The following is a 26,846-nucleotide window of genomic DNA, read 5'->3' on the forward strand; positions in this document are numbered from 1 at the left end:
TTGGATCTGCATTTTCATAGCATAGGCTTAGAATGGTCTGGATACATCGTCCATCAGAATATACTTCATCTACTCCTTTAGGAGTATGCCGCTTAATCGCTGCCACTGCGTATTACAAGGGGATGTGTGCTTAAGTATTCGCTCAAAAGTATAGCAATAGATTTTGTGATGGACTTGATATCTGGAGGGAGTGCTCGATGACGATCCGCGTGCTGATTGCCGATGATCACAGTGTTGTACGCGAAGGATTACGTATGTTCCTGGGACGTGACCCCGAGATTACGATTGTTGGGGAGGCGGCCGATGGGAATGAAGTTATACGCCTGGCCGGTCATGTCCATCCCGATGTGGTGTTGATGGATGTGTTGATGCCGGTCATGGATGGTATCGCTGCGACCTGTGAGTTACGCAAACTCTATCCAGATATTGAGGTGATCGCCCTTACCAGTGTCCTGGAACGAGCTACGGTCGTGGATGCGATTCGCGCGGGCGCGATCGGTTATCTTCTCAAGGATACGCAGGCCTTTGAGCTACGTAAAGCTATCAAGGCCGCCGCCGCTGGACAGATCCAGCTCTCTCCCCAGGCCTCGGCGACTCTGGTCCAGCATATCCAATCGCCAACTCCTACCGCGGCCCTGACTGAGCGTGAGACAGAGGTTCTGCGCTTGCTCGCCCGGGGCGCCTCAAATAAGGAGATTGCCCAGCACCTGGATATCGCTGAAGTCACCACCAAGGTTCACGTGCGCCATATCTTATCCAAGCTCGGTGTGCAAAGTCGTACCCAGGCCGTGCTCTGCGCCATTAGCCTCGGACTCGTGCCCCTGGATGCCGCGAAGAAATCTGGTCAGTCCATCTAACCCGGACAGCGGAGGTCCGGATAGCTTGCAATGAAGGGAACGTCATATGCTCAAACAGGTTCTACCACGTTTGCAGCCTGGAGCACATCTCCATCTACGCTGGCGCTACTATGCTCTTGATAGCCTCTTCTCCCTGGCGGCTATTGCTTTGATTACCGCTATCCTGGTCCCGACCAATCTCTACCACACCATTCCGACCGTCTCACTGCTCTACTTACTGGCCGTACTGCTGCTGGCTGGTAAGCGTGGGCTCTATGCGGCCAGCCTGGCGACGGTACTCTCCCTGCTGACCCTGGACTTCTTCTTTTTTGCGCCCTCATATAATCTGGCGGTGGTGCAACTGGCTGATATTGTTACGCTGATCGTTTTTATGCTGGCCGCTATCCTCACCAGCAAGCTGGCTGCCGAGCTGCGTCTGCGGGCCGAGGAGGCACAACAGCGTGAAAGTGAGCTGCGCCATCTGTACGAGCAAGCGCAGGAACTGGCTTCACTACAGGAGCGCCAGCATCTGGCCCGCGAGCTCCACGACTCTGTCTCTCAGGTCCTTTATGGCATCAGCCTCGGAGCCCATACCGCTCAGGAAGATCTGGATACTGATCCCGCGCAGGCTCGTTCCTCCCTGGACTACGTGATCGGACTTACCGAAGCCGGACTGGCAGAGATGCGTGCGCTTATCTTTGAGTTGCGCCCCGAATCTTTAGCGACCGAAGGATTGGTGGCGGCGCTCTCCAAGCAGGTCGCGGTCCTACGGAGCCGGCACCGCTTGCAGGTCGATTTCTGTGCCGAAGCCGAGCCCGAGCTCTCCCTGGAAAACAAACAAAACCTCTATCGTATTGCTCAGGAAGCCCTGCATAACATTGTCAAACATGCCCGAGCCAGCCAGGTCACCCTCACCCTGGAACAACATACTGGCGCCCTGCACCTGCAAATCCGCGATGACGGCCATGGCTTCAATCCCGAGCAACCCTTTCCAGGACACCTCGGCGTGCTCTCCATGCGTGAACGCGTCAAAAAGATGGCTGGCACCCTGCACATCGATAGCCATCCCCGGCAAGGCACCACCATCGATATCCAGCTCCCCGTTAACTGAGTTAAGGCTATTGGAGGGTACGTGCAAGATTTTGCATTCCTTGCTGGATCTCCTGCTGGTTATAGGCGGCATAGCCCAGCAGCAGGCCGTTAAGCGGTGGATGTTGGATGTAGTATTTTGAGATCGGGGTGACTGCGACCCCGTTTTGGGCTGCCTGTTGGGCGACTTCTGTATCCCGAAGTCGTGCGGGCAGGTGCGCGAGTACGTTCATGCCTGCTGTGGCTGACTTGATGCATACGTTATCCCCAAGCTGCTGTCGAGCGGCCTCAAGCAGGATCAGCTGGCGTTCCTCATAGAGTGAGCGCATGCGGCGTACATGGCGCGCAAAGTGTTCCTGGGCCATAAAGTCGGTGGTCACCATCTGATCCAGCATATGCGCGTGGCGGTCAGCGGCGGAGCGGGCGGCCCGGAAGGCATCGATAAGCTCCGGTGGGGATACCAGGTAGCCGAGGCGCAGGGCAGGAAAAAGCACTTTGCTGAACGTGCCAATATAGATAACGCGGCCCGCCTGGTCCAGTCCCTGTAAGGATGCCAGGGGATGGCCGGCATAGCGATATTCACTATCATAATCATCTTCCAGGATCCAGCTCCCGGCCTGATCGGCCCAGCGCAAGAGGGCCAGTCGACGCGATAGGCTCATCACCGTTCCGATCGGAAACTGGTGTGAGGGGGTCACATAGGCCATGCGTGCCCGTGGACTGATGGCGATGCCCTGCGTCACCGCCAGTCCCTCATCATCAATCGGGACCGGCACCAGCTGCGCGCCACTACTTACCAGGGCTCCGCGTGCCCCCATATAGCACGGATCCTCAATCCACACATCATCCCCTGGATCTATCAGGAGCTGTGCGGCCAGGTGCAGAGCCTGTTGTGAGCCGGCCATAATGATGATCTGCTCCTCTGTACAGCGCACACCACGGGCCACCTGCAAGTAGCGAGCAATTTCCTGGCGCAGCGGCCGATAGCCTGCCGGATCGCTATAGCCGAAGTCCGAGGGTTGGATATGTTTCCATCTTTTGGCCGCCAGTTGTGACCAGAGCTTGAACGGAAACTCATGCAGCGCCGGTATGCCATGGCGAAAAGCCTGGTGCTGTACTACTTGCTCCCACTTCTGTAACGGTGCTACCGTCGAAGCGGCAATCATCTTGCCACGCTCAGATAGCGGCTGCGCTGGTGGTAGTATTTCGCCTGTCTGCTGGCCACCTTTGCGCCTGTCCTGCAGGCGCAACAGCTCATCCGGCAACACCCGCTCAACATAGGTGCCGCTCCCCACCTTGCCATAGATATAGCCCTCCGCTAATAGTTGATCAAAGGCCAGGACCACCGTGGCCCGTGAAACCCCCAGTGTCTGTGCCAGCGTGCGTGTCGAAGGCAACTTCACGCCCGCCGGCAACGAACCCGCCAGAATCGCCTGCCGCATCTCCTCATACAACTGCCTATATAACGCGACCCCGGAGCTCGCATCCAGCATCGGCGCGAGGAGCGAAGCCCGCAATACCTGCTCATCCATCGATGTACGCCTCCATCCTTCTCTGTTCCTGAAGTGGTATGGCCATTATAAGGGAAAATGGATCTTCCTACAAGACCAATTCTATCCTATCATGACCCATGCAACCAGATGAACAGGAAGCTCGAAACCATGTTTTCGTCATAGTATGAGAAGGAGTTGCTTTCGATGGATTTTATGCTTGATCAGCAGATTGCTTCGCAGCCGGAGGCGCTTGGCCGGATTCCGGCTCAGTTGGAGGTTCCAGCTCTAGATGTGAGCCGACCGATTCTATTTGCGGGTATTGGTACTTCGCTCCATGCCTGTCGGGTGGCGGCCCATTGGCTGTATACTTTGAGCGCGGGCCGTATCCAGCCGCTGGCCCTGAGCGCCCATGATCTGGTCCTGCTGGCCCCTTTAACGCGTGAGCATCAGGTCGTCGTGGTCAGCCATCGTGGCACCAAGCGTTTTCCTGGAGCCGCCCTGCGCCGTGCCCGAGAAATTGGAGCTTACACGGTCGCAATTACCAGCATCGACGCGCCCGAGCCCGAGGCCGACCTGGTCCTGCGTACCTGTCCCGGTGAGCAATCGAGCACACACACCGTCTCCTACACCAGTGCCCTGGCCGTGCTGGCCCGTCTGGTTGGTAATACATTGGGAGAGCAAGGACACCAATTTTTAGCAGGGCTCCAGGAAGTGCCGGCCGCTATGGAAGCCACGCTGAAGGAGCCCGCTCCCGTAGCTGTTGCCGAGCAACTGGCCGGCCGTGAGCCGATCCTGATGGCGGGCTTTGGTCTGGACGCCATTACCGCGAGTGAGGCCGCTTTGAAGCTCAAAGAAGGAACCTATCTGTGGGCCGAAGGTATGGAGACCGAGAACGCCCTGCACGGTCCGCCCGCCGCTATACGTGCCGGTATGGGCGCCGTACTGATCACGCCCACCCACGACGATGCTGGCCGGACCAGCACCCTGCGCACGGCCCTGCAAGCCCTGGATGTTGCCACCTTCACCTGTGGAACCGAATCGCAAGACAACTTGCGCTTTGCTCCTGTGGATCTACTGCTGCGCCCACTCGTCGCCATCATCCCGCTCCAGCGGCTCACCGCCGAGATCGCGCGCATCCGTCACACCAATCCCGACGCCATCCACACCGACCAGGAACCCTGGACCTCCGTAATGGCCGCCTACACCCTCTAGCACCCGAGTGGGTGACACACAAAAAAGGGTTTTGCTGTAAGGTGAAATCGTGTACTTTGCATACAAATTCACCTTACAGCATCTAACAGCATCTAAAGGAATTATGGGTGTTTCACCCTCTTCCAGCAACTGGCGCGACTTGCGATGCCGCAACAATTATCTCGAACACATCTTGCGGATGTGAAACTGGAGATGCATGGCTTGAGGGAATCTGACGCGTTGTGGCACCCATTCTCTTCGCCATGAAGCGCTCAGAGTCAGGATTAATTACCCGATCATCCTCCGAAACCAGATACCAGGATGGTACAGTTTTCCAGGCGGGTGGCCCTGATTTCGCCATAAAGCATTCTGGTGTGATTGGTTTCTGGACCACAGCCAGCGCCTGCGCTTTTGCGATATCAATATCTTGCACAAAGTCTGGGGGGAAAAAAGGTGGATCAACCCAATTATATCCATTACGGTAGGATGGCACAACATGTGCTGCAATAGGAGGTGTAGGGTATTGCTCGGCAATGCCCATGACACTCTCTCCTTCCGCAGGGCCTACCGCTGCGATATAAACCAGGCTGCGAAGGTTCGTGGCACCAATACCGGCATTGGTAATAACGGCACCACCATACGAATGCCCCGCCATGACCGTCGGGCCGGAGAGCGAGGCGAGTGCCTGACGCGTTACATTCACATCATCGTCAAACGATGTGAGTGGATTTTGAACGGCGAGCACGTTATAGCCCTGGGCCTGCAGTAGCTGAATCACGGCAATCCAACTTGATGCGTCCACCCACGCTCCATGGACCAGCAAGACATTCATGCCAGTTCCCAGAGCATGCCCCGACTGGCTTCCTTGATGATTGGCCGCATGGGCAGAAAAAGTGCGAGTCCCAACAAAAAAGGTGCCTGCGGCAGCGGCTCCAATGTGTTTGCAAAAAGCACGGCGCGTTGAAGTAAGATCAGTATCCAATACAGTTCCTCCGTGATATCTCTTCAGAAAGGACATTTATCTCGAAAGAAAATATACCGAAATTTTATATATAATCCATCAATCAAAAGGATGATTTTTTCCAGAAAAAGTAATTGACTTAACATTTGCTATTATCAACAGAACGAGGAAAGAAGCGCAAGATTATCCATGAATATTTAACCTCCTGATGCCCTTAGCAATGTCTCCCAATCGCGAGGTATCGACGTGCTGTACAGCACTCAATGTGCTGCTCACACAGTTTTGGTTTTCCCGTGAGATCGTGAGGATGATCTCGCCAGTAGTGAAACGGGAGATACGCCCGCCCTCTCTTGTATCTCCCGTTTCGTTGTTTAAGACGGTTTTAAGGATTATCGCCTGGAACGGACGGGCTGGATTATGTTTGAGCCACTGAACGAAGTAGCGAGGAGGCGGCCCAGATTAAGGTACACAATCATGGAAAGTGAGTTAGATATTCTTCTTTCTCCGTGCGCGTTTGATGCGAGGCATCTTGCGACGGAGAAACCAGAGCACGACAGCGATCAGGAGCGAGGTTATTGCCGCCACGACTCCCCAGCCATCGATAGGTAAAGGCAGAAAGGCTAACCCCACGGGGACACCAATGCTGTGTGTAAAACCGTAGAGGACGACAATGAACGCGTTGACCCACAGGCCGAAGGTCAGGAGGCGACGGCGTGGCTCAAAAAAGAGATGTACTCCTATGAAGCCCTGAACCATTGTGATTAACAGGAAGATGATGCCATAGCCGATGAAGATCTCATACTGTCCTGGTAAGAGCCAGAGATGGATGAGTTCGGAGAGTATGCACATCCCAGCCGCGCTTGAGCGCCATCTCTGCGTATGGCGTGCAAAAAACATGGGTGTCGTGCCGCCCATTGCCCCAGACTGCCTGACTGGCAACGTAGTCGTGTTGGGATGTTGTTCAAATGTGTCTTGTTCCATTACATCACCTCGAATTGACCCATCATGCGCATATCTTCATGTTCTGCATTGTGGCAATGAAACACATACAATCCTCGATAGTCCTCAAAGCGCGCAATGACACGAGCTTTTTCCCCGGCCTTGAGGAAGATCGTATCTTTGTATCCTGTATCTTCAGGATCTGGAGCGCGTCCGTCGCGGCTCAGCACCTGGAAATTGACGAGGTGCAAATGGATTGGATGGTTGCCATCGCTGGTGAACTCCCAGATCTCTGTTGCTCCCAGGCGAGGCGTTGCATCGGTCCGATTAGGATCGAAGTATTGCCCGTTAATGGTCCACATTCCTAACCCATAGAAGAATTGAAACGTGCGTGTGACCGAGGCGTTGGCCGGATTGAGTGCTTCAAAGGGTGCAAGCGTTTTAGGAATCAGGCTGTCATCTTTGGCCCGGCGAACCACATCAAAGCGCATGATGTCTGTTGTCTGCCCCTCACCCAACAGATTTTTCAGTACGATCTGTGAGCCGACCGGGTACTGAGAAAAGTCAACAATCACATCAAAGCGCTCAGCAGGTGAGATGCGAATGGTCTGACGCGCCGCTGGGGCCGGAAGCAATCCTCCGTCGCTGCCAATCTGCACAAAGGACTGACGGGAGCTGAGCTCCAACTGGTACACGCGCGCATTTGAGGCATTGAGCAAGCGAAAACGGTATTTCGTCGCCGACACTTCCAGGAATGGCTGTACGGCTCCATTGACGAGCAGGGTGTCGCCGATCATGCCATTGTAATATTTGCCCAGGACACCCGGCGTGGTCTTCAAAGTTGGATCGAGGGAGGGATAAAAGAATGACCCATCGGCGTTGAAGCTTCGATCAGTGAGCATGAGCGGGATCTCGTGGTCGCCCTTTGGCAATGGAAGTTCATCCTCAATCTTGTCCCGGATCAGATAAAATCCGGCTAAGCCTCGATAGACTTGCGCGCCTGTAAAGTCCATCCGATGGTCATGATACCATAGTGTGGTTGCACGCTGGGTATTGGGGTAGACATACTCCTTGCTCTGCTGCATGTGCATGTGCAGTGAGCGGCCCAGGCCCGATGGCGACATAAATTGCTTCATCTGGCCGTCGGTGAGGCTTGCTTGAAAGGGAGAAGGATCTACCGGGAGCAGGAAATCCATTGGATGCCCATCACTCGATGGAGGCGTATGACCTCCATGTAAATGTGTCGAGACGGGCACCGGAAGATCATTCATCTGACGGATAATCGTCTTGCGTCCGCTTCTGGCCTCGATGGTTGGCCCGGGAAAGATACCATTGTAGCCCCAGATAGGCGTCGTAAGACCAGGGAGGAGATGAGCAACTCCAGGTTTCTGGGTTATCTCATAGTAATCCGCTTCACCATCGCTGCGCACCGGCGCAAGTACAGGTGGAATCGGCAAAGGGCGCTGAAAAGGGCGGGTCGCAGGACTGGTCATTGACTCAATGCTGCGAATGCGTGCGAGTGGGATTTGGAGCACCCCAAGAGGGAGTGCCAGTCCTGCCGCCCCTACTCCTCCCCATTTGAGGACCTGTCGTCTGGTCATCTTCTGCATAATATGTACTCTTTTCTAGGGGAGCAGCCGCTTGACGTTTCGACCGTCCCGGAATGCTAACCGAATGGTTGACACTCTTAGCATAGACCATTTTTTCTGTGATGTCAACCATTCGGTTAGCAAAAGAGCATGTGAAGATATAACTCAATGCCGAGGCTGCACGCAAGGGCCAGGACATCTCGGCCATGCATTCGTCGACGAATAACACACCGTAGCGGCAGGTCTTGCACCTGCTACCAGTACACGTAAGACCATGCAAAACCTGCGCTTAACCGAAACGTATCCGGGCCTTACGCGTTTGCGCGTAGGGAGTCGTTATAACCCCAGGCATCGAGATCAGGGAGCTCGATGCCTTGCTGGCTGAGGATCGTCGCGATCTGTGAACGATGATCGATACCGTGGTTGATGGCCTGGAGCGCTACAATGTAGGCCTGACACTCATAAGTGCCACCATCAAGATAGAAGGTCTCACTCAGGTCTCTTTGTTCCACAGCCTGGATCAGCATTGTTCCGGATGCCTCGGCCCGTCGCCGCAGTTCGGCGAAGCCCACAAATGTGCTGACCTCTTTCAGTGGGGAAGTGGGACGTGTTTTCGTAAAAGAGTAGGTATAGCCCTCTTCGGACGAAAACAGGTGCATGAGGGTCTCGCGTACACTGCCAAATGTTCCTGGCATGGTTGCATCCAGTTGCGCGTCGGACAGTTCAGCACATGCGTCGAGCAGGCGCAAGTTCGCCCAGAGGTTATACTGAAAAAATTCGGAAAGACCTGTCATCATTTTAGGATCTCCTTCTCGGATCTGTTTTTTATAATGAATGTTTCGAGGAAACGATGGGGGCCGAAAGAGGAGATGGAGAGCGCCGTGTGCTTTGCTTCTCCATAACTCCAGGCACCACCGCATAACTTGCATAACCATCCTCTATATCTCGCTCATTTTTCGCGCAGATACATTGTAGGATGGGGAACAAGCATAATGGTGTCCGTTTCATGCTCAAGCAGTGAAACAGGATGGAGTTAACGGCACACTGGCATAAATGTCAAAACCTCCGAAAATATTAATGCGTTTGTAAGCATACATAAATAAGGCTGAACCTGTCAAGAGCACGGCCCTGCAAGGGTGTCATTCATTTTTTTGCACCGCAACCATGAGAAGAAAGACCATCCCTCAGCGATTCCTCCCCTTCACCACGACCACGTCCCCGTAGTTACGGCCCTCAGCGGCCGTTTGCCACCCGCCGTAGCGTGGTGGCCCTGTATCCTCGCGATCCATTTCCTTCTGCCTGGCTCGTTCCCACACGCGGTGCCCAAATGGAACCTCCGCTTGAGCGTAATCGCAGAGGTCCCTCTCTGGGCGAGATGATGACGATGGGGAGCCGAACCGTCCGGATACAAGGTCACCACGCTGCGGCGGGTGGCAAGCGACCGCTGAGGGTCGCAGCTACGTGGTTGGAATCATGGGACGCCTGCCTTTGCAAAAAAAATGAACTACACCCGCCCTGCAAGCCCTGGATGTCGCCACCTTCACCTGCGGAACCGGTCCGCAAGACAACCTGCGCTTCGCTCCCGTCGACCTGCTGTTGCGCCCACTCGTCGCCATCCACACCGACTAGGAACCCTGGACCTCCGTAATGGGATGAGGCAAAATCGTTGACTGGCTATCAGCACTTCATTGCCCGCCTGTTGCAGCTATTTGAGCATGAAAAAGAGCAACACAACATTCGCATCGCGTCCACTCTGCTTGGCCACTATCGTAGTGAGCCTGCGCAAACGTTCCTACCGGCTGAAAAAGCACACAGTATAGGGCTTTCACGACAACCTGATGCGTAAAGTTGTTGCTTCCCTGCAGATGACCCTTGATGGTGTGGTTGCCGATCCACAAAACTGGTCCTTTCAGTTCAATAGCGATGAGCAGATGAAGTATAAGTTTGATGAGCTTTTCTCTGCTGATGCGCTGTTGCTGGGGAGAATCACATACCAGGGGTTTGCGGCCGCGTGGCCTCACATGACCGCGCAGACTGGAGCCTATGGTGAGCGCATGAATAGCTTACCCAAGTATGTCCCATCAACAACGCTTACCGAAGCCGAATGGAATGCCAGCCTGATCAAGGATGATCTCGGGCAAACAATATCCAGTCTCAAGCAGGAAGAGGGATCTGATATCTTGATCTTCGGCAGCGTTGAGCTGATACGCTCATTGGTTCCCTTGAATGTAATCGATGAATATCGCCTCCTGGTTTATCCCATTGTTGTAGGCAGTGGTAAGCACCTCTTCAACGAGGCCAACGACATTCAGGTCCTCAAACTAACAGCCTGTACACAATTTAGCTCAGGTGTTGTCCTGCTTACCTATCAGCCTGAGAGCAAATAGCGCAATACGAAAGAGGTAACCGATACCTCCAGCTACCTCTTCCTTGAGGACCTCGAAACGACGCTCCAATATGGTGGAGAGCAGGGGGCGATCGATACTTTGAAGAAACTGGCTGAATACCTGGCTACATTATAAATAATGTGGCGCACAAAGCACGAATCCGCGCTGTATACACCACATCCTAAAGTACCGAGGAGGACGTGATAGCTGCGGGTAGACAAAAGCGGCATTCCTCTAAAAGGAATGCCGCTCCTGTTCACTAACTCTCATGAGAGAGGTGTGTTCTTCTTTGCTTCTTGTTCTGTACGCTTGTCGGAGGCGCGCTGCATCCAGTTAAGCGCATAGGTCGGGCTTGAATATCCCAGGAAGTTGCCCATATCAAGCATGAGCTTGAGCTCACTGGTTTCCAGATCCGGAGCCATTGCCGTCACAAAGCGGCGCCCATCACTGGCTTCTACCAGGGCCCAGCAGACTACCTGCTCGGTAAAGAAACCCGGCTCGCTCATCGCGGGCTCCTGGGTATTGCCCCAGACTGCACCCCAGCCTGGTAGCGCCGGCATAATCTGCAAAATCGTCAACTCTTCGTCTTTATGTGCCTCAACCGGCTGTATGGCTTCCACCATTTCTTCCTGACCTTCAATCGATTCCATGTGTTCCACCTTTCATTTTCTTTCCAGTTGTGATGACATTTGAAGCGTTTCAGTGCATTTTTCGCGCATTACATACCGAAGTGGTATCATGGTCTCCCAACAATGCGTTCATGCACCGCGATGACATGCATATGTTCATGGAAATAGAAAGAGCTATGCACAAAGCATCCTGTGAATCAGATCCACGGCCGCCAGCATTTCTGGCACCTGTGCCACTCCTTCTCAATAGAAGATGCATCACCTGGAGAACGGCTTATTTTCCATTCTACCACAGGGCATTATACTCCGCTTATTTGCTGTCGTCAATTTCCTTGTCAGGTTTTTTCTTAGCTTCACGATTATCTTGAATCCTTGTTATGTTGCCGCAGGGTGAGCTTTGCTAGCGGGAGTTCGGTGAGCAGGGTGCCGCCGAGGATGAGGAGGCAGCCGATGAGGGCGCGTGGTCCGAGGGCGATGCCGTGCCAGAGATAGTCGGCGAGGGCGGCGAAGACGGGTTCGCTGGCAAAGATCAGGGCAACGCGTGTCGGGGTGGTGTATTTCTGGATATGGGTCTGGGCCAGATAAGCGATGGCGGTGGCGAAGACGGCGGTGACGACCAGCGCGATGATGATATTTGGTTGGAGCATCATTCCACTCTGGATTATGTGTTGCCAGGGCTCAAAAAACAGGGCCGCAATCGTGCTCAGGATGGCGACGGTCGCCAGTTGTAGGATGGCGATCTGGCTGGCCGAGGTACCAGTGGAGAACTTGCCGGTATACACGATCTGTAGACCAAAGCCGATGGCACAGAGAAATGCCAGTATATCACCTGGATTGATGCTGCGGATATCGACAAAGGCCAATAGATAGAGTCCTACAGTAGCGCATCCCACGCCGATCAGCGCGGTCCGCGTTGGTCGGCTGCGCAGGACGAGCCAGGAGAGCAGCGGGACCAGTGTGACCGAGAGTCCGGTCAGGAAGCCTGATTTGCCGGATGTGGTGTAGAGCAGACTAAATGTCTGCAGCGCATAGCCCATAAAGAGGAAGCTACCAATCACGATGCCACCAATCCACATTCTTGCAGATCGATATTCTGCTGACGTGTTGCTCGTATGTGGTTGGCTGCGCAAGAACGGTAATAACAGCAGGACGGCCACGCTAAAGCGGATAGCCAGGAATGAGAAGGGGGGCAAGGTCGCAATAGCGTCCTGGACCAGCACAAATGTCATGCCCCAGATTGCAGCAATACTTAATAGAACGCCATCCGAAAGCCAGCGGAATCGTTGGATCATGCCTTTTCCTTTTTACAGGTGAATGAGAAATACTCGTGGAAAAAATCTTTTGTCATAGCAATAGAGGAGTCAGGGATATCTATTATACCCCTGACTCCTCTATATGGAAAGGATGACCTTCCCTTTATGTTATAGTGCCGCGATGACAGCTTTGGCTACACTGGCACTGGACTGTGGATTCTGGCCGGTGATCAGATTTCCGTCGCGCTCGACATGATCGGCCCAGTTTGGCTTCACGATCAGCTGTCCACCCAGTTCGCGCAGGCGGCTCTCCAGTAGGAATGGGACTGCATGGTCTAATTTGACTTCGCGCTCTTCGTCATCGGTGAAGGCGGTAATGGTTTTGCCTGCCACGAGTGGGGTGCCATTGGCCAGGCGTGCATTGACGAAGCCGGCAGGACCATGGCAGACGGCGGCGACCACTTTGTTTTCTCCGGCGAATTCGCTCAGGAGTTGCTGTAATTTGGTATTGTCTGGCAGGTCGAACATGGTGCCATGGCCGCCTGGTAGGAAGATGGCATCAAAGCCAGCTGAACTTGCGATCTCGCTGATTGGCAATGTGTTGCGTAAAACCTCACGCGCCTGAGATGCCTTCTGCGCTTCCTCAGCGGAAGGCTCGCTGGTTGGATCTATCGGAATATTGCCGCCGCGTGGGCTGGCAACCACCACCTCAAATCCCTGCTTGATAAACTCCTGGTAGGGGGTAGCAAATTCCTCGAACCATAGACCAGTTGGATGGTCGGCATCGATACGATCGTGGCTTGTGACGACGATTAAGACGCGTTTTGCTGTGCTCATATATTACGACTCCTTTTTCATAAATGAGAGAATTTTTTTTGTGCCAGGTTGCAATATCCTATCCTTGGATAGGCGCTTGCTTCCTGTTCCTTGTCATTGTAAAACGTGGCCAGCTATAATACAAATAGAATTTCTATAGTCAGGTATAAATATATTTATGGCAAATTTAGAATGGTACCGTAGCTTTCTGGCTATCTACCGGGCTGGAACCGTCTCTGGAGCGGCCCGCACGCGACGCAAGATGCGGTGTAAACAAACACCGCATCTTGCGTCGCCACCAAAGTGTTTCCTTTATTGAGATTGTTGGCCCGCCGTCGTGGCTGGCTCTGTTGTCTCGCTCTCGCTATACAGGAAGCAGTTGGTCCAGTGGCCATTGCCCAGATCGGTCCTGGCGGGGAAGCGTTCTTTGCAGACGGGCATGACATGTGGACAGCGTGTATGAAAGCGGCATCCTGTGGGCGGATTGATCAGGCTGGGTATCTCGCCACGGGCGGGAAGCTCAATCGGCTCAGGTTCTTCGTCGTCATCGGGATTGCTGCGGGCAGGATTGGGGGCCGCAGAGATGAGCAGTTGTGTATAGGGATGTTTGGGTTGCTGGATCACTTCGTCGCTCGGTCCACCCTCCACCAACTGTCCGGCATACATCACCAGGGTCTCCTCGGCAAAGTAGCGCGCGCTAGCGATATCATGGGTGATGAAGAGCAGGGCCATCTTTTCTTCTTCCTTAAGGCTCAGCAATAGATTGAGGATATCGAGCCGAATCGAGACATCCAGCATCGAGACAGGCTCATCGGCGAGGAGTACCTCCGGTTGTACGGCTAGCGCGCGGGCGATGGCGATGCGCTGGCGTTGACCCCCGCTGAGCTGATGCGGATATTTATCAATAAATTGTTCCGCCGGCTCCAGGTTGACGCGCCGTAAGAGAGCGAGCAGCAATTCTTCTTCTTCGGCCTCTGAACGGACATGGCGATAGACCCGCAGGGGTCCTGCCAAGTGATGACGAATCGTATGCACAGGATTCAGTGAGGAGAATGGGTCCTGAAAGATGAGCTGGACGTGGCGCCGATATTCGCGCAACACACGGGTACTGCGCTTTTTGAGATTGATATCTTGCCCACGGAACTTTAGCTCACCTTGCGTCGGATCATACATACGCGCGAGCAGGCGCGCGATCGTTGATTTTCCACTCCCACTTTCACCGACGAGCGCGGTAGCTTTACCAGGATAAAGTGATAGCGAGACATCTTCGACTGCATGTATAAAGGTTGGTTTGCTTAATACATTTGCCTGTCGACTCGCAAAGTATTTCTGTATATGTCGTGCCTCTACAATTGCCTCTATAGCGGCATTAGTGGTCGTCATCAGGACCTCCTCCTTTGTTTTTCTGCGCTTGCGTACGCTTGCTCGATCTCCTTGAGTGCGGGTGCCTGTTCCCTGTAAGCTGGATTATAGAGGTGGCAGGCTACGGTTGCTGTCACGGTCGCCTGCTCTTCTTCCTGGTATGGGAGCAGAACCGGAAGATGTTGCGCACAGGTGCTAAAAGCCAGGGGACAGCGTGTCCTGAAGGCACATCCCGATGGAATATTGCGCAGGTCGGGGGGCGAGCCTGGAATACTATACATCTTGCGTTTGGGTCCGACTAACGAAGGGAATGCATTCAAGAGACCATAGCTATAAGGATGGCGCGGATGGCGATAGATGTCGCGCCGTGAGCCTGTCTCGACGATGCGGCCCGCATACATGATGGCGATGGAGTCGGCTACCTCTAGGAGCAGGGATAGATCGTGTGTAATGAAAATGACGGCGAAGTTTAGTTGTTTGCGCAGCCGTAGTAGCTCGGTGAGAATCTCGCGCTGTACCACCACATCCAATGCCGTCGTGGGCTCGTCCAGGATGATCAGCTCAGGATTGAGGGCCAGCGCAATCGCGATAATGGCGCGCTGGCGCATGCCTCCACTGAGCTCATGGGAATAACTATGCTGCCGATCGGTAGAAATGCCGACCAGGCGTAACAGCTCATCGACACGAGCCTGCCGGGCCTGCTTGTCCATGCCGGGCCGATGCGTATGCAACACATCCAGGATCTGATCGCCGATCGTCATGACAGGATTTAAGGCGTTCATGGCACTTTGAAAGACCACGGCAATCTCATTCCAGCGCAGATATTGCAACTGCCTGTCCGAGGCGTGCAAAACATCGAGCGCCATGCCGGCCTCCGGCAGTATCTCCTGTACCTGCTGGCGTTTATGTTTCTGCGTGTATCTGGCTACATCCAGATCGACGCGCGGATAATACAGGGCCTGCCCCTGCGTGATAGCCGCTGGTGGACGTAATAGCCGCGCCACCGCATAAGCCAGCGTGGACTTGCCGCTACCGCTCTCGCCTGCCAGACCAAGGATCTCACCTCGGCGCAACGTAAAACTGACGTCATTAACAGCCTTGACGGTCCCATTCTCGGCTGCATATTCAACGCCAAGCCGCTGGACATCGAGCAATAGTGTTGTATCACCTCTATCTTGTGCCATGATGATCCCTATTCCTTCTCTTCACTTGCAACTGCCATCACGGGTACCTGTGGATCGCTGCGACTCTTGCGTTGTTTACGCAGGCGTGGGTCAGCGACCTCATCAATCCCGATATTAATAAAAGTCAGGCCAGCACCGAGCAGCGCCACACAGACGCCCGGCGGCACAAACCACCACCAGGCCCCCTGAACTAAAGCCTGTCCATTCTGCGCCCAGTAAAACATACTGCCCCAGCTAACACTGCGAATATCGCCCAGTCCCAGGAATTCCAGGCCCGCGGCTGCCAGCACCACCGAAAGCATCGTACTAACAAAACCGGCTGCGATAATCGCCAGCATATTGGGCAACATCTCTTCAAAGATAATCTTTGCCGTACTGATACCACTGGCCTGTGATGCCTCAATAAAATCGCGGCGGCGCATGGAGAGCGCCTGCGCCCGAATAACGCGCGCATGGCCGGGCCAGCCAGTCAACGCGATCACAATCGCGACCGTCAGTGGTCCTTTGTAGGGAATATAGGCAGCCAGCAGGAGCGCCAGGGGGAAGCCCGGCAGCACCAGGAAGACGTTGGTAATAAACGTCAGGATATCGTCGATCAGGCCGCCAAAGTAACCGGCAACCAGTCCGACCACGATATAGATAAAGGTCACAATGATTCCGGCTATGAATCCCCATAGGATCGAAGAGCGCGTCCCAATCATCAACTGCGCAAATACGTCCTGCCCCGACTGCGTGGTTCCTAGCCAGTGATCGGGCGAAGGTGGCAGCAATATATCCAGGGTGAGTGCCGTTGGATCATAGCGAGCGATCAAGGGACCAAAGATTGCCAGGAGTACGAACAGGCCAACAATGATACAGCCCGTCAACATCTTCGGATTGAGCAGCAGGAGGCGCCAGAAGCGCGTCAGAAGGTTAGCACGTGGCCGTCCTGGCTTTTTGTTGTGCTCAGTCAGGGCGATAAGCTGTTCGTCGCTATTATCAGGTAGTGGGCTGGCGCTAAAAGGAGGTGTTGAGGCCATGATTTATTTTCCCTCCATTCGTACTCTAGGATCAAATACCGCATACATCAGGTCGGCAAGCAGGTTGGCGGCCAGTACTGCCAGCGAAAGAATCAAGAACACGCCTTGCATCAGTGCATAGTCTTTATTGCCAATGGCCTGGATGAAGGCGTAACCGATGCCGGGATAGGAGAAGACGGTCTCGGTCAATAGCTGGCCGGAAACGATAAAGCCCAGTGAGAGCGCAAAGCTGGTAATACTGGGCAAGATGGCATTGCGGGCCGCATAACGGATCATGATCCTGCCCCGGCTTATGCCTTTGGCTCGTGCCATCAGGATATAATCCTCTGACAGCGTCGTAATCATCGCGTTACGCATAGTGAGCATCCAACCGGCCAGCGAGGAGACAATAATGGTCAGCGCCGGCAAAATAGCGTGTGAGAGCGCGCTCAGGATAAAATCCAGGTCCAATCCGGGTACTACCCCCTCATCGTAGCCGCCATTCAAGGGAAAGAGATTATAGGTGAAGCCCAGAACATACAGGCAGACAAAGGCCAGCCAGAAATAAGGGACGCCAGAGAGCATCATCATCATCGGTGTGATAATCGTATCAAAGTTTGTGCCGCGCTTCCAGGCGTTCAACACGCCGAGCAGGGTACCAAGGATAAAGCTGATCACCAGGGTAATCAGGCCCAGCAGCAGCGTCCAGGGCATGCGTTGCGCGATAATCGTCGCGACAGGCGTAGGAAAATAGTTGGTTGAAACGCCGAGATTGCCATGGAAGAGATTGCCAATATACTGAAAATATTGCAGCCAGAGTGGATCGTGCGAGATCCCAAATTGTACTTCTAGTGCCTGCAGCATTTCTGGACTCGGATTTTTGTCGCGCAAGCGCGCCATAATCGCCTGTGCCGGATCCCCGGGTACCATGCGCGGCAGGAAGAAGTTAATGGTCAGTGAGACCCAGGCGGTGACGATGTAAAAACTAATCCGCCGTAGTAAGTAGCGCATTTGCTTTGCTCCTTCAAAAAGTTAACAGCAGAGGATGAACCAGCAAAGGATGAAGTATGGAGGGCTAAAGCATCCTGGCATCTGAATGAAGCAGACACCAGGATGTTTTGCTCTCTAACAATCCCTACGCTATTTAGCGAGGTTTGACGTTAAGGATAATCTGTAAGGGCGAGGCTGCCGTGACATATGGATTCTCTTTTGAGGGCCAGCCTGTGAAGCGCGATGAGTTATACTCAAACCATACTGGCGCATCCAGCAATGGAATGGTCGGGGCCTGCTCCACAAAGATTTTCTCAATGCCCTGCATCGTTTGTTTTTGGATCGCTGAATCACTGGTGGCGGCATATTGGTTCAGCAAGCTATCAGTGTGGGGATCTTCCCAGCGTGTGAAATTTGATTGTGCTGATTTACCAAGCGGCGCGCTACGCTGGCTATTCAAGGTACGATTATAGTAGTAGAACGGCGTGAGACCACCACCATCGGAGTCGATGGTGATATCATACTGTCCATTCTGCTTGTTGTTGTACCAGTCAGTGTAGGAAAGCGTGTTGACGCTGGCATCTATGCCCGCTGCTTTAAGGTTTTGCGAGGCAACCTGGCAGAGTAATATTTCATCGCTATACGAGTTGGGCACATCAATCTTAAACGCGAGGCGCGTGCCATCTTTGCCCACATAGACTCCATCTTTACCCAGGGTATAGCCTGCACCCTCCAGGGTATGTTTGGCTTGTTGCGCATCAGATTTGAAGGTCAGATTGGCATAATTGGGATCCAGGAAATCCTTGGCGGCCGGCAAGATCAATGCCGTTGGATGCGCGACCTGCATGTAGCCGTTTTCAGCGATTTGTGACATCTTGGAGCGATCAAGTGCCTGACTGATCGCCTGGCGTACCGCAACCTGATTGAAAGGCTTTTTAGCGTTATTGGGATAGAACATCAACGTGGCATTCGGTGCTAGCCAGAAATGATGGTTCTCCTTATCTTTCTGCACATAGTTGCGTTCCAGATTCGGCACAAAAACCTGAGCTGTATCCAGTTTATTGCTGATAAGTTGCAGCACCAGCGTATCATTTGATTTGTAGATTGGATAATCAATCTCACCAAAGGCCGGTTTGCCCGCCTGCCAGTAGCTGCTATTTTTTGCCAGCTTCACCAGTTGGGGCGTAAATGTCTTCAGCTTGAAAGGGCCGGTTCCCACAGGATTTTTATCCACATATTTGGTTGGATCTCCCACCGTTGACCAGATATGGGCGGGCAGAATCTGTAAGCGACCCAGATACCAGAGCATTGGTGTATATGCGCTTTTGAACTTCAGGGTCACGGTCTGATCGTTGGTCGCTTCAACACTGGATAGATATTTCCAGATCGCGCTGACATCCATACCAGGATATTTCTGCATGGAATCGAAGGTGAATTTTACATCTTGTGCGGTAAATGGCTTGCCATCGTTCCATTTTACATTATCATGCAGCGTAAACACGAGCTGTTTATTGTTATCGCTGAATTGGTATTTTGTGGCCAGCCAGGGGTTCATCGTGCCATTGGCCAGATTGGTAAATAGTAATGATTCATAGATCATATCGCTTGGGGGGCCACCCGATGCTGCTCCATAGGGATTGAAGTTATTAATATACTCATCCCCGACTTCCCCTACCCACAATGCATCAGCTTTTTTTGCTGTGGTACCCGTTCCACCACAAGCGCCTAATAAGGAAGAGAAGATAAGTATCAGCGTAAGAAGCAACATGCTTCTACTAAACTTCCCTCCCAATCGATTTTTAACTACCCTGAATTCCACTGCTCAAGACCCTCCTGCTTCAGATGATAAATGTTATAGTTATATAGATATAATCCAATTACTAGCACGATTATATGGTAGAGAAAGAGTCATTGAATTCCTACTATATTGCTGCTGAAAAAAGGATCATTCGGGACGCCGAAAGGCACATGTGCTATACTATGAGCTAGATTTGTATGCACAATGCATTAGCACCTGATGGGTTATCCCGAGATACTATCGGATAGCACGATAGCTGTATGGGAAAAGGCTGCGCCGGACCGAACTGCCTGGTTGGTGTGGTCAGTTACATATGCATCAGGAATTCAACCTCAAAGAGGCAATTATCAGTGAAAGAAACAACAGAACCTGCGATGGGAGATATGCAGTATTTCCCAACTATACTTGAAGCGATCGGGAACACCCCTCTCGTACGCCTTAATCGGATCGCCAGTGACGTGCCCCCGCTTGTCCTGGTGAAAATGGAAATGATGAATCCTGGCGGTAGTGTCAAGGATCGCATTGGACCCAATCTGATTGCGTACTGTGAGCAACAGGGCCTGCTGCGGCCCGGTGGCACCATTGTTGAGCCTACCAGTGGTAATACAGGACATGGTCTGGCGATTGCTGCGGCGATCAAGGGCTACCATTGTATTTTTGTGATGACGGACAAGGCGAGTGAAGAGAAGCGTAGCTTGCTGCGCGCCTATGGAGCGGAGGTGGTGATCTGTCCGAGTAGTGCTACCCACGACTCACCCGATTACTACAAAAATGTCGCCTACCGACTCGCCGATGAGATTCCAGGGGCCTGTTGTCCTGATCAATATTCTAACCCGGCTAATCCGGCTACGCACTATGCTTCAACTGGTCCTGAGATCTGGCGCGCTACGGCCGGTAAAGTCACGGCCTTTGTGGCTGGTATTGGTACCGGTGGCACTATTTCTGGTACGGCCCGTTATTTAAAAGAGGTCAATCCGCAGATCCAGATTATCGGCGCGGATCCTCCGGGATCGGTCTATTCCGGCGATAGCCCTAAGCCCTATAAGGTTGAGGGTATCGGCATGGATATGTTCCCGCGCAACTATAATCCTGAGGTAGTCGATGATGTGATCCGGATCGATGATCGCGCCTCATTCCACTGGGCGCAGCGCCTGGCCCGTGAAGAGGGTATTCTGACCGGTGGCTCGGGCGGTACCGCCCTGGGTGCAGGTCTGACCTATGCGAAACGCCTGACCGCCAATGACGTGGTAGTGATCTTGTTGCCGGACACCGGCCGTGGCTACCTCAGCAAACAGTACAACGAGACCTGGATGCGTGAGAACGACCTGCTTGTCCAGGCTGAAAGCGACCAGCCCACGTTATCCGATGTATTGATGTATCGTCGTACCCACACCCGCAGTATGCCACTCGTCGTCAGCGTCGCCCCCGGCGATTCCGTTGCCGACGCCGTAGAACTGCTGCGCCGTTATGGTATCAGCCAGACACCAGTCATGGAAGACGGTCACATGATCGGCAGCCTGACCGAAGACCTCCTGCTGCGCCGTCTGGCCAGTGGCGAGCCTTTGGATACCTGTGCCGTCGGCGAGATCCAGGGCAATCCCTTCCCGGTGCTGAACGCCAGCACCCCCACCAAAGACGCCTACCATGTCTTTGATGACTGCACCTCAGCCGTTGCCATCATGCGCGGCGACCTGCTCGAAGGAATCGTCACCAAAAGCGACCTCCTCGAATTCTGGGCCCACCAATCCCACGCCTAAATCCCACCAAACTCCAGCAAGAGGGTGCCAGAGTTTCTCTGGCACCCTCTTTCTCCCCACCTCAAAACCAGCAGTAACGGCAGCCCTCGCGGCTGCAAACGTCCTTGTACGAGCAAAGCCGCCCGCACCATGCGCTCACGTACCACCACGTCTCGCCCCACGAAAACCTTTGCCCACCCACCCCTTCTTCTACGCCATACATATGATCCAAGGGGTACGTGGGCGAACGTTTTCGTCAAGGGAGGCTGGTGGGTAGGTGAACTCGTGGTGCTTACTGGCTCCGCTCGTAAAGGGAGGTGCGCAGCCACCAGGGCTGCCGCTACTGCTGGTTTTTATTGTTACGTTGGTTTTGAGGTGGGGGAAATGATTTTTTTTGCTTGAATCGATAAATTGTGCGAAATTGGGGCATTTATGTATTGACAAATCGCAAATAATTGCGTATTCTGAAATAGTGGTATCAATACTTTAGTTAAGGAAAGGAAGGGTAATTATGCAAGCAAGTAGAAACGCGTCTGGACGTGCAGGATTTGCAGGTCTACGCAATACATTGCAGCGATCGTATAATGCCCATTCAGCATTGTGAGATGCGAAAGCCTTATGAAGTATTCGAACATACCGCGGACATAGGGATACACGCCTACGGGTCTACTCTTGAAGAGCTTTTTGTGCATGCCGCCGAAGGCATGGAGAGCCTGATGGTTGCGCCCGAACAAGTACGTGTGACCACCACCCGCCAGATTAGCGTTGAGGGACATGATCCCGTCTCTTTGCTTATTAGCTGGCTCAACGAGTTGATCTTTCTCTTCGATACTGAATATCTCCTTTTTCGCACCTTCACGCTTGAAGTGATCAGCGAAACGCAAGTCCGAGGCCGAGCAGACGGCGAAGTATATGACCGTCAGCGGCATGATCTGAGTAGCGCCATCAAGGCCGTCACCTGGCATGAAGCCGCCATCACCCAGACCGCCGAAGGCTATCAGGCTCGGATCATCTTTGACATCTAGCTACCAGTCAAACAACTAACTGTGCGCGTTTCAGTTTCACATCACTTTCATGCCGATCTTCATTATGCGTTCATGCTCTTCTATTCGTCTACCCTTTTTGGGAAAGACATCTACAAATACTGTAAAAAGCGAGGGAATGCTATGAGCAGTTTAATCGTGCCGGTTACATTCATTGAGAAGCTTACCCCACACAGCAATGCCGACGCCCTGGAGTTAGCCCAGGTTCTGGGTTGGCAACTAGTGGTGAAGAAAGGCGAGTATCAGGAAGGAAACAAGATTGTCTATTTTCCTATTGATACGGTCCTGCCACTTGAGACCAGTGAGAAGTTTGGGGTCACGAAATACTTATCAAAGCAGCGCATTCGTTGCGCCAAGCTGCGGGGTGAGCCATCCTTTGGTCTGGCTGTACGGCCGGATGATGAGAGTTGGGAACCGGGCCTGAACGTGGCCGAATACTATGGTGCCCGCAAATATGAGCCACCGGTCCGACCGGGTCCAGGGGACGCCGAGCAGCAGCATCCGCTCTTCGTGGCCTACACGGAGATCGAGAACATGCGCAACTATCCAGGCATTTTTGAGCATGGTGAGACCGTCTACCTGACCGAGAAAATCCACGGCACCCAGTGTCGCATCGGTCTCATCGAAGGCGAACTCATGGCCGGCTCGAAAATGGTCCGGCGCAAACGACCGGCCAACGACGCCTTTGCCAGCAACATCTACTGGTCCCCACTGGTCCTGGAGTCAGTACGCAAGCTGCTCGAAGAGCTAGGAAAAAGCTATCGGCAAGTCATCCTGTTCGGTGAGGTCTACGGGAGCAAGATCCAGTCCTTCCACTATGGGCATAAAGCTGGCAGCCTGGGTTTCCGCGCCTTCGACCTGCTCGTCGATGGTCATTACTACAACTGGCCCGATTTTGTGTCTCTCTGCCAGAGTCATGGCATCGAAACAGTACCAGTCGTAGCCACGATCCCTTTTGATCTGGCCACCGTGAAAAGCTATAGCGAAGGTAAAACCTTACTACTGACAGACGACGCCCATATTCGCGAAGGGCTCGTAGTGCGGCCGCAAGTAGAACGCAACCATCCAAAAACTGGCCGCGTCATCTTGAAATATGTCAGTGACAGCTACCTGTTTGGTTCCAAAACAGATTACACCGATCAATAAATAATCGCTGCTAGTGCGCCAGTTCTACTCAGTCAGAATCAGAAGAGGGAAGAGCGGAGCCAGCGCACCAGCAATACGTTTTCCTATATACATTGAGGAGAAAAAACAGATTGGGTACGAATATCCCATTAGAGCGAATTGACGACAACCGCTGGCTGATCCCCCAGCGCTATAACGACGCCATGCGTGTTCCCGGCATGGTCTACGCCGACGACGAACTGATCCAGACCATCTTGAGCGACAACGCGTTGCAGCAGGTCGCCAACGTGGCCAGCCTGCCCGGCATCGTCGGACACTCGCTTGGCATGCCCGACATCCACTGGGGCTATGGCTTCCCCGTGGGTGGTGTGGCCGCCACCGACGCCGAAACAGGGGTCGTCTCTCCGGGTGGCATCGGCTTCGACATCAATTGTGGCGTTCGTCTGCTTGCCACCGACTTGCACTATGATCAGGTCAAAGGTAAAGTCGCCGAACTGGCTGATCGTTTGTTTGATAATTTGCCTTCCGGTGTGGGTACGGATGGCATGCGCCAGCTCACGGAACAGGAAATGCACGACGTGATGGTCCAGGGCGCACGCTGGGCTGTTGATGAAGGCTATGGTTTTGCTGAAGATATAGATATGACCGAAGAGCAGGGCTGCCTGGAAGGTGCTGATCCCAGCGCGGTGAGTAAGCACGCGATCCAACGTGGTCGCAAACAACTCGGAAGTCTGGGATCCGGCAATCATTTCTGTGAGATCCAGATGGTCGATCATATCTACAATCAAGAAGCTGCGGACGCCATGGGCATTGGTCGCAAAGGTCAGATTGTCGCGACTCTGCACTGCGGCTCAAGGGGAATGGGACATCAAGTGGCAGAAGACTACATTAAGCTTGCTGAGGCAAAGCAAGAGGACTTCGGCTTTCATCTGGTGGACCGGCAATTGGCTTGTTTACCCTTAGACTCAGAAGAAGGGCAAGCCTACCTGGGAGCGATGAAATGTGCCGCCAACTTCGCCTGGGCCAATCGCCAGTTGCTCATGCATGGCGTACGCCAGTCCTTCGCCAGCGTCTTTGGTCGTAAAGCCCGACCGAAAGACCTGCCATTGGTCTATGATGTCTGCCATAACATCGCCAAGATGGAAGAATACGAAATCGACGGCGAAATGAAGCGGGTTTGCGTGCATCGCAAGGGAGCCACCCGTGCCTTTCCCGCCGGCCATCCAGCGCTCCCTGAAAAATATCAAGCCATCGGGCAGCCCGTCCTCATTCCAGGCGATATGGGACGCTACTCCTTTATGCTGGTTGGCGCACCAGGTTCCATGGAACAGAGCTTTGGTTCCTGCTGCCACGGCGCCGGACGCCGCATGAGCCGCACCGCTGCCAAGAAGGCCGTAGGGAGTAAGCAACTGCTCGAAATGCTGGAGAAGAAAGGCGTCACCGTGCGTGTACACAGCAAAAACTTGCTGGCCGAAGAGGCACCACAAGCCTATAAGGATGCCCAGCAGGTGGTCAATGTCGTCCACAACGCCGGCTTAGCCAGCCTCGTCGTACGTTTGAGGCCACTGATTGTTGTAAAAGGCTAAAGTTTTTTTCTATTCTATAATCTAGATGATCAGGGGTATCACCTACTCCTGATCAACGTTGTTTGAATTGGTCTACGATAGGTATTGCTTCACCTGGGATAGTGAGTCAGTTTGGCCTCATCATCTGTGATATCTTCAATGGAGGCAAGGATGCAAATAGTCTTTCCACTTCATAAGCGTGCCATCGTTCGCAAAAGATGTCTTCATATTCATTCAGAAGAGGCGCTGCAAACCTACAAAGATGCCCAGCAGGTTGTCAACGTCGTGCATAACGCAGTTCTGGCGAGCATCATTGTACGTTTGAAGCTGATCGTGGTTGTCAAAGGGTAAATCATCATCTGCGACAGACATGAGACATCCTAGATTTTAGATACCATTGGGAAACTCAGTTAGCCAGCAAAATTGACGGGAGTTAAGGTAGCGAAGCGTGAAGTGCACGTGTTCGTTACCTCCATTCGATCATGGCTGAATAGTAATGTGGGTGGGAGATGGCGATGGCCGAGATCCTTCAATGACTCGTATGCCTCTTCGTCCAGCTAGGTGATGCAGTTTCACAGCACGTTTCCTTGCTCGCTGCTTGATGGTACTGCTATATTAGCCACTGCGCGTCTCTCCCAGGGTCGTCTACTGTTGTTCTTGCGGTCCTACGTACTGACGCTGATGCAGGCAGATTGGACACGAATCCGACTTTTCGTCGCTGGTGGCGAACTGAGTGCCACATGTGACACAAATTCAATGTTGCATTGCTAAAAGCTTCCTCACTTCATAACAAAGGTCCTGACACCGTTATGGCACATTCTGGATAGCTTACGTTGCTTATAGCGTTTTAATCACCTCAACTTCGCTTAAGCTAACGGTACCACCCATCGCCAGGACAATTTTGCGGGGGCCGCTGAAGGCGGAACGCCCATGCGCCACAAGGGTGTTGTCGACAAGCAGGACATCTCCTTTCTGCCAGGGAAACTTGGTGGTGGCTTGACGTGTTGTGTTGCGGATATGATCAAGCGCCTGCACCTCTAAAGGTGTGCCATCGCCATAGGTGGCATTGATTGAGAGATCTTTTTCGCTCATAATCTCGAGCATCGAGTGTCGTGTTGCTTCTGGTAGATTGGTTGGATGCCACTGATCCACCTGATTAAACCAGAGGGGTTCTTTGGTAACGGGATGTTTGATTGCAGCCGGTCTCAGTTGACTGGTTCGTAAGCCTCCTTTTCTGGTCCATTGATATTCGATGTCTCCTTCCTCGCAATATAGCTCGACCTGTGCCCTGTCGTCGGTCTCAAAGACAGTTTGCCAGGAGAGTCCTACCCCTCTACCACCGTGTAAGTTGCGAATGTATTTGACCCCTTTGGTGATAAAGGTTTCCAGGATGGCTTTGTCCAGCGTCTGATAAATCTTGCGGCTATCTACCAGAGGTGTTTCACCACCAGTCTGGGGCGTGGTCATACAGAAAAAGAAGAGGCGGCTCGGCCATTTATGAGCGTAGGAGAGCTCATTGTGCATTGAGATCTCAAACTCTGGTGGATATTCAGTTGACGTATACACTTTATCTGTCAATCGCGTACGTGGAGATGAGCCCTCGATATAATTGAGCATCCCAGGCGTGAGGCTACTGACAAGCTCTTCCAAATCCGCTGGCTGATGCATGGCAAAACCACGGAAAAGAATGGCTCCATTCTTCACAATGATGTCTTCAAGATAAGCACGGTTCTCCCGGGTCCACACGGTCAGATTGAGCTCATTTTTTTTGGCCTGAAAGATTTTTGGCAATGACTGTTCCTGTAAAAGCTCTAAAACGTCGCCGCGATCGATGGTTGTCTGTGTCATGCTGTTTTTCTCCT

Annotated in this window: 25 protein-coding genes; 10 read left to right on the forward strand and 15 right to left on the reverse strand. The window is 53.2% G+C overall.

Annotated features, from left to right (window positions below):
- Positions 1 to 197 precede the first annotated feature (197 nt).
- Complete coding sequence (locus EL633_RS19015; protein ID WP_126628698.1) at positions 198 to 857, forward strand: response regulator; 660 nt, start codon at positions 198 to 200, stop codon at positions 855 to 857.
- A gap of 46 nt (positions 858 to 903) precedes the next feature.
- On the forward strand, positions 904 to 1,947 hold the full coding sequence (locus EL633_RS19020) for an ATP-binding protein (RefSeq protein ID WP_126628699.1): 1,044 nt from the start codon (positions 904 to 906) through the stop codon (positions 1,945 to 1,947).
- A 7-nt stretch (positions 1,948 to 1,954) separates the two neighbouring features.
- Here the strand turns inward: EL633_RS19020 and pdxR are convergent, their stop codons facing one another.
- Positions 1,955 to 3,457, reverse strand: a complete 1,503-nt coding sequence (gene pdxR, locus EL633_RS19025) for a MocR-like pyridoxine biosynthesis transcription factor PdxR (RefSeq protein WP_126628700.1) — start codon at positions 3,455 to 3,457, stop codon at positions 1,955 to 1,957.
- Positions 3,458 to 3,622: 165 nt separating this feature from the next.
- Here pdxR and EL633_RS19030 point away from each other — a divergent pair, with 165 nt between their 5' ends.
- Positions 3,623 to 4,630, forward strand: a complete 1,008-nt coding sequence (locus EL633_RS19030) for an SIS domain-containing protein (RefSeq protein ID WP_126628701.1) — start codon at positions 3,623 to 3,625, stop codon at positions 4,628 to 4,630.
- 112 nt (positions 4,631 to 4,742) lie between these two features.
- Here the strand turns inward: EL633_RS19030 and EL633_RS19035 are convergent, their stop codons facing one another.
- The 5 genes from EL633_RS19035 to EL633_RS19055 all read right to left on the reverse strand — a co-directional run bounded on the left by EL633_RS19035 (position 4,743) and on the right by EL633_RS19055 (position 9,718).
- Positions 4,743 to 5,591 carry an alpha/beta hydrolase gene (locus EL633_RS19035; protein ID WP_218027519.1) on the reverse strand — a complete coding sequence of 283 codons (849 nt, stop codon included), beginning with the start codon at positions 5,589 to 5,591 and terminating at the stop codon, positions 4,743 to 4,745.
- Positions 5,592 to 6,056: 465 nt separating this feature from the next.
- On the reverse strand, positions 6,057 to 6,551 hold the full coding sequence (locus EL633_RS19040) for a hypothetical protein (protein ID WP_126628702.1): 495 nt from the start codon (positions 6,549 to 6,551) through the stop codon (positions 6,057 to 6,059).
- Complete coding sequence (locus tag EL633_RS19045; RefSeq protein WP_218027520.1) at positions 6,551 to 8,119, reverse strand: multicopper oxidase family protein; 1,569 nt, start codon at positions 8,117 to 8,119, stop codon at positions 6,551 to 6,553. The genes EL633_RS19040 and EL633_RS19045 overlap by 1 nt, the downstream gene beginning before the upstream one ends.
- 290 nt (positions 8,120 to 8,409) lie before the next feature.
- Complete coding sequence (locus tag EL633_RS19050; RefSeq protein WP_126628703.1) at positions 8,410 to 8,895, reverse strand: DinB family protein; 486 nt, start codon at positions 8,893 to 8,895, stop codon at positions 8,410 to 8,412.
- A gap of 616 nt (positions 8,896 to 9,511) precedes the next feature.
- Positions 9,512 to 9,718 carry a hypothetical protein gene (locus tag EL633_RS19055; RefSeq protein ID WP_126628704.1) on the reverse strand — a complete coding sequence of 69 codons (207 nt, stop codon included), beginning with the start codon at positions 9,716 to 9,718 and terminating at the stop codon, positions 9,512 to 9,514.
- A 46-nt stretch (positions 9,719 to 9,764) separates the two neighbouring features.
- Between EL633_RS19055 and EL633_RS19060 the strand changes: the two genes are divergently transcribed.
- Both EL633_RS19060 and EL633_RS19065 read left to right on the forward strand, forming a co-directional pair.
- The gene (locus tag EL633_RS19060; protein WP_126628705.1) at positions 9,765 to 9,944 is read left to right on the forward strand and encodes a hypothetical protein; all 180 of its coding nucleotides are present in this window, start codon (positions 9,765 to 9,767) and stop codon (positions 9,942 to 9,944) included.
- A complete protein-coding gene (locus tag EL633_RS19065) occupies positions 9,937 to 10,485 on the forward strand; it encodes a dihydrofolate reductase family protein (protein ID WP_126628706.1) in 549 nt (182 codons plus the stop codon). Before EL633_RS19060 ends, EL633_RS19065 begins: the two co-directional genes overlap by 8 nt.
- Positions 10,486 to 10,751: 266 nt before the next feature.
- On the opposite strand, the gene EL633_RS19070 is transcribed toward EL633_RS19065, so the two are convergent.
- The 8 genes from EL633_RS19070 to EL633_RS19105 form a co-directional block, all read right to left on the reverse strand.
- The gene (locus EL633_RS19070; protein ID WP_126628707.1) at positions 10,752 to 11,135 is read right to left on the reverse strand and encodes a hypothetical protein; all 384 of its coding nucleotides are present in this window, start codon (positions 11,133 to 11,135) and stop codon (positions 10,752 to 10,754) included.
- Between the two features lie 338 nt (positions 11,136 to 11,473).
- The gene (locus EL633_RS19075) at positions 11,474 to 12,406 is read right to left on the reverse strand and encodes a DMT family transporter (RefSeq protein ID WP_126628708.1); all 933 of its coding nucleotides are present in this window, start codon (positions 12,404 to 12,406) and stop codon (positions 11,474 to 11,476) included.
- Between the two features lie 129 nt (positions 12,407 to 12,535).
- Positions 12,536 to 13,204 (reverse strand): type 1 glutamine amidotransferase domain-containing protein, encoded by a 669-nt coding sequence (locus EL633_RS19080; RefSeq protein WP_126628709.1) that lies wholly within the window; start codon positions 13,202 to 13,204, stop codon positions 12,536 to 12,538.
- Between the two features lie 291 nt (positions 13,205 to 13,495).
- On the reverse strand, positions 13,496 to 14,566 hold the full coding sequence (locus tag EL633_RS19085; protein WP_126628710.1) for an ABC transporter ATP-binding protein: 1,071 nt from the start codon (positions 14,564 to 14,566) through the stop codon (positions 13,496 to 13,498).
- On the reverse strand, positions 14,566 to 15,729 hold the full coding sequence (locus EL633_RS37860; RefSeq protein ID WP_126628711.1) for an ABC transporter ATP-binding protein: 1,164 nt from the start codon (positions 15,727 to 15,729) through the stop codon (positions 14,566 to 14,568). The genes EL633_RS19085 and EL633_RS37860 overlap by 1 nt, the downstream gene beginning before the upstream one ends.
- 8 nt (positions 15,730 to 15,737) lie before the next feature.
- Positions 15,738 to 16,748, reverse strand: coding sequence for an ABC transporter permease (locus tag EL633_RS19095; RefSeq protein ID WP_126628712.1), 1,011 nt, complete (start codon positions 16,746 to 16,748; stop codon positions 15,738 to 15,740).
- A gap of 3 nt (positions 16,749 to 16,751) precedes the next feature.
- The gene (locus tag EL633_RS19100; protein WP_126628713.1) at positions 16,752 to 17,738 is read right to left on the reverse strand and encodes an ABC transporter permease; all 987 of its coding nucleotides are present in this window, start codon (positions 17,736 to 17,738) and stop codon (positions 16,752 to 16,754) included.
- A 133-nt stretch (positions 17,739 to 17,871) separates the two neighbouring features.
- On the reverse strand, positions 17,872 to 19,485 hold the full coding sequence (locus tag EL633_RS19105) for an ABC transporter substrate-binding protein (protein ID WP_126628714.1): 1,614 nt from the start codon (positions 19,483 to 19,485) through the stop codon (positions 17,872 to 17,874).
- 380 nt (positions 19,486 to 19,865) lie between these two features.
- Here EL633_RS19105 and EL633_RS19110 point away from each other — a divergent pair, with 380 nt between their 5' ends.
- The 5 genes from EL633_RS19110 to EL633_RS19130 all read left to right on the forward strand — a co-directional run bounded on the left by EL633_RS19110 (position 19,866) and on the right by EL633_RS19130 (position 25,335).
- A complete protein-coding gene (locus tag EL633_RS19110; protein WP_246039171.1) occupies positions 19,866 to 21,272 on the forward strand; it encodes a pyridoxal-phosphate dependent enzyme in 1,407 nt (468 codons plus the stop codon).
- Between the two features lie 584 nt (positions 21,273 to 21,856).
- Complete coding sequence (locus EL633_RS19115) at positions 21,857 to 22,276, forward strand: archease (protein WP_161982253.1); 420 nt, start codon at positions 21,857 to 21,859, stop codon at positions 22,274 to 22,276.
- 141 nt (positions 22,277 to 22,417) lie between these two features.
- Positions 22,418 to 23,440: an RNA ligase (ATP) gene (locus EL633_RS19120; RefSeq protein ID WP_161982254.1), complete on the forward strand. Its 1,023-nt coding sequence runs from the start codon at positions 22,418 to 22,420 to the stop codon at positions 23,438 to 23,440.
- A 182-nt stretch (positions 23,441 to 23,622) separates the two neighbouring features.
- Positions 23,623 to 25,005, forward strand: coding sequence for an RtcB family protein (locus tag EL633_RS19125; protein WP_161982339.1), 1,383 nt, complete (start codon positions 23,623 to 23,625; stop codon positions 25,003 to 25,005).
- 150 nt (positions 25,006 to 25,155) lie between these two features.
- Positions 25,156 to 25,335 (forward strand): RtcB family protein, encoded by a 180-nt coding sequence (locus tag EL633_RS19130; protein WP_246039173.1) that lies wholly within the window; start codon positions 25,156 to 25,158, stop codon positions 25,333 to 25,335.
- Between the two features lie 486 nt (positions 25,336 to 25,821).
- Here the strand turns inward: EL633_RS19130 and EL633_RS19135 are convergent, their stop codons facing one another.
- Complete coding sequence (locus EL633_RS19135) at positions 25,822 to 26,832, reverse strand: TauD/TfdA family dioxygenase (protein ID WP_126628719.1); 1,011 nt, start codon at positions 26,830 to 26,832, stop codon at positions 25,822 to 25,824.
- Positions 26,833 to 26,846 lie beyond the last annotated feature (14 nt).

This window comes from Dictyobacter alpinus, assembly GCF_003967575.1.
GTDB lineage: Bacteria > Chloroflexota > Ktedonobacteria > Ktedonobacterales > Ktedonobacteraceae > Dictyobacter > Dictyobacter alpinus.